The 5,522-nt window shown below is 43.9% G+C and carries 4 protein-coding genes; 3 read left to right on the top strand and 1 reads right to left on the bottom strand.

What is annotated here, in order from left to right; genetic code table 11:
* Positions 1 to 477 precede the first annotated feature (477 nt).
* The 3 genes from HK25_RS11850 to HK25_RS11840 all read left to right on the top strand — a co-directional run bounded on the left by HK25_RS11850 (position 478) and on the right by HK25_RS11840 (position 3,270).
* Entirely contained in the window at positions 478 to 1,359 is an 882-nt protein-coding gene (locus HK25_RS11850) for an ABC-three component system protein (RefSeq protein WP_198945982.1), read from the top strand.
* Complete coding sequence (locus HK25_RS13580) at positions 1,319 to 1,579, top strand: ABC-three component system middle component 6 (RefSeq protein WP_086636359.1); 261 nt, start codon at positions 1,319 to 1,321, stop codon at positions 1,577 to 1,579. The genes HK25_RS11850 and HK25_RS13580 overlap by 41 nt, the downstream gene beginning before the upstream one ends.
* A gap of 71 nt (positions 1,580 to 1,650) precedes the next feature.
* Positions 1,651 to 3,270, top strand: coding sequence for a DUF2326 domain-containing protein (locus HK25_RS11840; protein WP_158092961.1), 1,620 nt, complete (start codon positions 1,651 to 1,653; stop codon positions 3,268 to 3,270).
* Between the two features lie 326 nt (positions 3,271 to 3,596).
* Here the strand turns inward: HK25_RS11840 and HK25_RS11835 are convergent, their stop codons facing one another.
* Positions 3,597 to 5,303 (bottom strand): Hint domain-containing protein, encoded by a 1,707-nt coding sequence (locus HK25_RS11835; RefSeq protein WP_086636357.1) that lies wholly within the window; start codon positions 5,301 to 5,303, stop codon positions 3,597 to 3,599.
* Positions 5,304 to 5,522 lie beyond the last annotated feature (219 nt).

The raw sequence follows: 5,522 nt of genomic DNA, 5'->3' as shown, positions 1-5,522 counted from the left end.
TCGGTAAGCCTGTGAATCACAATCTCTCGCTCAGTTCAATAAATTAACAGGTCCTGAGCCTAGAGGGAAAAACGGCTCAGTCCGCTCTATCTGGCTCTCAGACAGTAAAAATACATCACTCACAGGCTCACCTCCATCGGTAAGCCTGTGAGTGACAATCTCTCGCTCAGTTCAATAAATTAATAGGCCCTGAGCCTAATACAGATAGATTTTTTTTCAATATATCTGGTGAACCAACAGAACGCCTAATAACCCTTGAATACACGCCTGAAAATTGAGGGGCTTTGCGGAAAGTTTATAATGAGGAATGCTCTCAAGAGCGATGGCAGGCATAGGAGCGGTATCATGGTGCCAAGAATGTTATTACGGTATAGGGTAATCGTTGACGTTTATGGTAGGTGCAGGAGTTGAGGGATATTGAGTGCTATTTTTTGGTACAGACTTCTATTTCGGCTTCGCCTCCATGAAGCCGACAGCATGTCTTTTCAAAGCCTGGTAAATAGTGTGTTCGAGGGCGTATATGATGATTTCCAGTCAATAGCACCATGGGGCAAGAGTGGTGATGGTGGAAATGACGGATATATTCCGTCTGTTGGTCATTATCTGCAAGTGTATGGACCAAAAGCTGGTTCCTCTTGGACCTCCGCAGCTGCGGCAAAAAAGGCAGAAGAAGATTTCTTGAAATTAAAGGTGCAGTGGGTCGGCTTGCAGCGGTATAGCTTTGTTTTGAACGATCGGTTTCAAGGAGTACCTGCGCCTGTAGAGCAAAAGCTTCAAAGAATACAGACGACACACAAAATTAAGGCCGACGCCATCGCCTGTGCTAAATTGACAAATAGCTTTACCAAGCTCCCTGAACACCTGATGATCGAAATTGTTGGGGGTGTGCCAAGTGAACAGCCAGGAGTCATAGACACGCGAGCGATGGGAGAATTGATAGATCATTTGGCCAGCAAGGCTGCTGCGATATCAACGCGTTCGAAGGGTCTTGCTCCTGACTTCGAAGAAAAGCTGGAATTCAATGGTCTGTCAGACGAGATTGGGTCTCGCTTGCGCGCAAATAGTTACCAAAGTGCTGATGTAACAGCTTTTTTAGACACGCGTGACCAATGGCTTGCGCAGGGCATCGCACAGGAGTTACGTAACCTCTACGAGGGGAGTAAATCTACGATAACTGGGGTGGAAGATGCGGCCGATCTCCGCTATGTCTGGATGCTAGAGGAAATCGTACCCAACAGCGCGAAGCAAAATATTTATACGCAGAAGGCTTTCCAGGGGGCTGCGGAAGTAATTTTGGCACATTTTTTTGAGGCTTGTGATGTCTACGATAAACCTACGGCTGGCAGTGGTGCCACATGACCATGTGAGGTTTTGCGACAGCGTCGTAGGTTTGGCTGGTAGAGTGCGTAGCCTCGTCAGAGTGCCGAAGACTCTTGATGAACTGCAAAATCTTCTTGGACGCAACGATAGCGGATGGCCTGGTCAGGTTGACTTTGAGAAACTTATTCTCGCAGTCACTCTTCTTTATGCTATAGGTGCCGTCGTTTCAGTTGAAAATGATCGTGTAGTCGCAATCTAATGAAACTCATTTGTCTCACTTGCAATCACTCGTCTTTTAAACCCCTCATTTTTCATCCAGAAGGGGTGTCTTTGATCGTCGGCGATGCCTCAAAGAAAGAGGCTAGTTCCAATGGCGTTGGGAAAACTCTTGCTTTAAAACTGGTACATCACTGTCTTGGCGCGAGCAAAGACGGAGGTCTTGCTAAGAGTATCCCAGACTGGGTATTTAGCCTCGAGTTTGAGTTGAACGGAACCACTCACGTGATATCTCGACGTGGGGATGGAAATGAAATAAAACTTGACGGAATTAGTTTGTCTATAACCAAGCTAAGATCGTGGCTTGATGACTTTGGTCCATTCAATATTAGTAAAGAAGCGTATGGAATTACGTTCCGGTCACTTTATAGCCGCTTTGCTAGAGTAAGGCGATCTGACAGGAATGATCCTGTCGTATTGACACGTGAGCAAGATTATGAGGCTTTAACAAGAACACTTTATCTACTTGGTGTGGACATAAGTCTAGTCACCAAAAAGGTTGACCTGAGAAACAAACAGATTGAGATCGATACAATCAAAAAGCTTCTAAAGTCACGAGACGAGAGGCTGCAGCAACTTCTTTTGGGTGGGGTTAGGCCTGACGCGTATCTGAAAAAGCTCCAAACCGAGATTACAGAAATCAGCGAAAATCTAAAAGACATGAAGATTGCTGATGATTATGAGGATGTTAAGTCTCAAGCTGATAAGCTTACACTAGATCTTAGGCAGAAAGAGTCCGAAATTGCTGTTATCGAATATCAGTTACGTGGAATAGAGGCTTCGTTAAAGCAACGACCGGATATCAGTAAAGAAGCTCTTTCTTCTTTTTATGAGGGATTAAGCGATGTCTTTAAGCCTGAAGCTCTAAAACATTTTGAGGATGTTGAAACATTCCATTATTCTTTGGCAAAGAAAAGGCAGCAAAGGCTCACCCGTGATCGAGAGCGTTTGATGTCAAAGAGAGACGAATGTGAGGCTCAACGCGCAGCAATCGCCCAGGGAAGAGATTCGAGCCTGCAGTATCTCTCCGGAAAAAAGGCTCTGGATGACTATGAAGCTGTAGTGAGGAAACTTGCATTTAAAGAGCGAGATGCAAAACGGCTCATTGCTTTTATTGAGGGAGATCGGGGCCTTCAGCACGAAGCTATAAACGTTAAAAAAGAGATGGTCGAGCAAGATGCGAGAACCGAAGATTATCTGGAGACATTGCCGGTAGAGTGGGTCGATGAGAAATTCCGAGCGTTAGTAGGCGAGCTTTATCCTCAGGAAGCTGCCGGAGTTGGACTGGACAATAACACAAAAGAAAACAAGCTCCGCTATAATCTCTCAGTGGACGTGCAGGGCCAAGACTCTGACGGCATCAATGCGGCGCGTATTGTATGCTTCGACTGGATTATCTTTATGTATGGCGCAAATCACAACATGGGTCACCTATGGCATGATAATGGCCTTTTTGACCATATTGATCCTAGGCAACGTGCTAAATGGTTAAGCCTTGTCATGTCGGCACTCAAGGATAGCGGTAAGCAGTGTATTATATCCCTGAATACTGAAAACTATTCCTCTATGTTGAGTTTATTAGGTGAGGAGGAGAGTATTTCCGCGCAGGATTCCGTTATCGCGAGTCTGTTTGGGGATGCGCCGGAGCATAAGCTCCTGGGGATACAAATTTGAGGTATATGAGTGGTAGTTCTTATTCTCTGCTTTTAGGCCCAGGACTCATTCTGTGAGATAGAAGGTGAAGCTTGCTGCGATGTGGATTGCGGACATACATTTGATTTAAAAAATGGTAGTTTTTTTACGTTTTTAAAGATAATTTTATGGTTCGGGCTTTGCATTTTACAAAACAGATAAAATTTTTTACCTCGGATATGAGATTTATTAATCTTATGGCGTCTGGCATATTTAGGGTGAAATTCTGTATTGGTTTTCGTCGTTACGGGAATCTCCTATGTTTTAAAAGGATCTGGTGATAAGGCATCACCAGATCCTTTATAGTGCTACGCTGTCGCCAGGTTGAGTTCTTCATGCGTTATGCAGTAAGGGCCGGCAGCTTCAATGCTGATTGACAGCAGGCCAATACTCCCGGGTTCGCGTGGCCCCAGATGTAGATAAGCACAGCCGTTTGTCCAGCGTAAGGAAGGGTGGCTCAGGCTGTGCCAGCCTTCAAGATCTTCGTCGATCAGGTGATGTGTGATTTCTCTTTTTGTATTGCCCTCAGAAAAAAAGATTTTACCTATAAGCACGCCCAAATTACGCCTGTCATCGACAAATGGACCTTGTGTATCAGACGGTCTGCTGCTGTTTGAGACAATCTGAACTGTGTTAATATTGCCAGGAATCATAAAAAGGGTATGATTTTCAATATTACGGAGCGGCTTAATAACGTGTCCGGCAGCTGAACGAAGATGCAGGTTGCTTTCAGAAGTTAATATTTGAAGATTGCTTTGAATGGGCAGGAGCATCTTATCTGCACGTTGTGCAATCTGGCGGTAAATGGGTTCTACCCGTTCGCGTGATACGTCCAGAGGAGCGGCAGCATCGTTCTCCCAGCTTTTTGTATTTTCGTTGAAGATGAAAACACTGCTTTTCTGCTGGAAAGTTCTGCGATTTCCTGTGTCCAGATAGCTTTCGGTTAGCATGCCATCAGCCATGATCACCGAGTGAGATTCTGTTTCAATATGATAATAAGTGTAAGAAGTGATGGATTTATCATAAAAAACCGAACGGCCATTCACCAGCATACGTGCCGGTATAAAAGTACCGTTAAAAAACAGGCAGTGCTCTGCAGTAATCAGCATGTCTTTAAACGGTACACCAGGGGAAATGGCATCTTTCAGAATTCGCACCGGATAACCAGCCATATCATCAGGCTTTTCTGGTTTTACAGTGCAGTGTGCATACCCTGACCATTTTACGGAACGTATATGAGGTTTATTATTTTCATATACATTTATGAGGTCTCCAACTGATAAGTCCTCAACGGCAACCAGACCTGATGGAGTATCAATCATAGAGCCACTTAAGAAGCAAATAATAGCATCAGAACTGGAAGTGCTTCCGGTATATTCTTTTGTTTGTCCGCTTGTTAAGTCGAAAGGGTTGCCTTCAAGTGTAATTGTACGGGTTACTACGCTAATTCCAAGAGAGCTTAATAGCTGAGTAACAAGTCCAGTATTATCCTGTACTACAGTTGTCGTTCCATTGTATGTTACATCAATTGGAATATAATGTGTTGTTCCAAGAAGGTCTTTAAATGTAATGTATGGAAGATCAAGTACGAAGTTTTTAGGGGGTGTACTTGTAGTATTGCCGCTACTATCTACATAAGAAATTGGAGTGGTTAGTGATACACCTACAAGTGACGGTGCATCTATTTTTAAAACGCCTCCCGTGGGGCCTATTACTATATCACTTAGAAGGTTTACATTGATTGCTCCTCCTGTATCTTCATAAGTTCCGCCATTTATTTCAATTTTACTTAAAGTTGATATGCTTGCCAGACCGCCATTATCAACAATAGTAGCCCCGTCGGTTACTGTTAATGTTTTGAGGGCTGAGAGTGCTGCCAGGGCTTCAGTATTAACTACGGTTCCTGAGCCAGTAACGGTTACTGATGTTGCAGCTTGAATATTTGCGATTGATGCTAGATCTGTATCATCCGGATAGGTTGTTGACCCTCCAACCCCGGCGACGATTATAGGCATTTTCACCTCCTCTTGTGGGTGCCAGATCTGTTAAATAGCACCTAACTCGTTGCAATTTAAAATTAAAGAAAAGTATATTTTGTCAAATTTTTATGTGTAATAAAGTTAACTGGGATAAATGATTTTTTAAATTACACTGTCAGTTTTGCTCATCTTCAGCATTGCGCCAGAAGTCAGATTTCACGACGAGTATGCGCCACACGATAGCCAGCAAGGTGA

The organism is Acetobacter sp. DsW_059, from assembly GCF_002153695.1.
Classification (GTDB): Bacteria; Pseudomonadota; Alphaproteobacteria; order Acetobacterales; family Acetobacteraceae; genus Acetobacter; species Acetobacter thailandicus.
Note: the sequence above shows the minus strand (reverse complement) of the source record. Positions and strands in the feature narration are given on the sequence as shown.

Bases quoted from the DNA above. Each gene is read 5' to 3' on its own strand.
- HK25_RS11835 (WP_086636357.1), bottom strand. From the start codon at position 5,303: ATGCCTATAATCGTCGCCGGGGTTGGAGGGTCAACAACCTATCCGGAT.
- HK25_RS11850 (WP_198945982.1), top strand. From the start codon at position 478: ATGTCTTTTCAAAGCCTGGTAAATAGTGTGTTCGAGGGCGTATATGAT.
- HK25_RS13580 (WP_086636359.1), top strand. From the start codon at position 1,319: ATGTCTACGATAAACCTACGGCTGGCAGTGGTGCCACATGACCATGTG.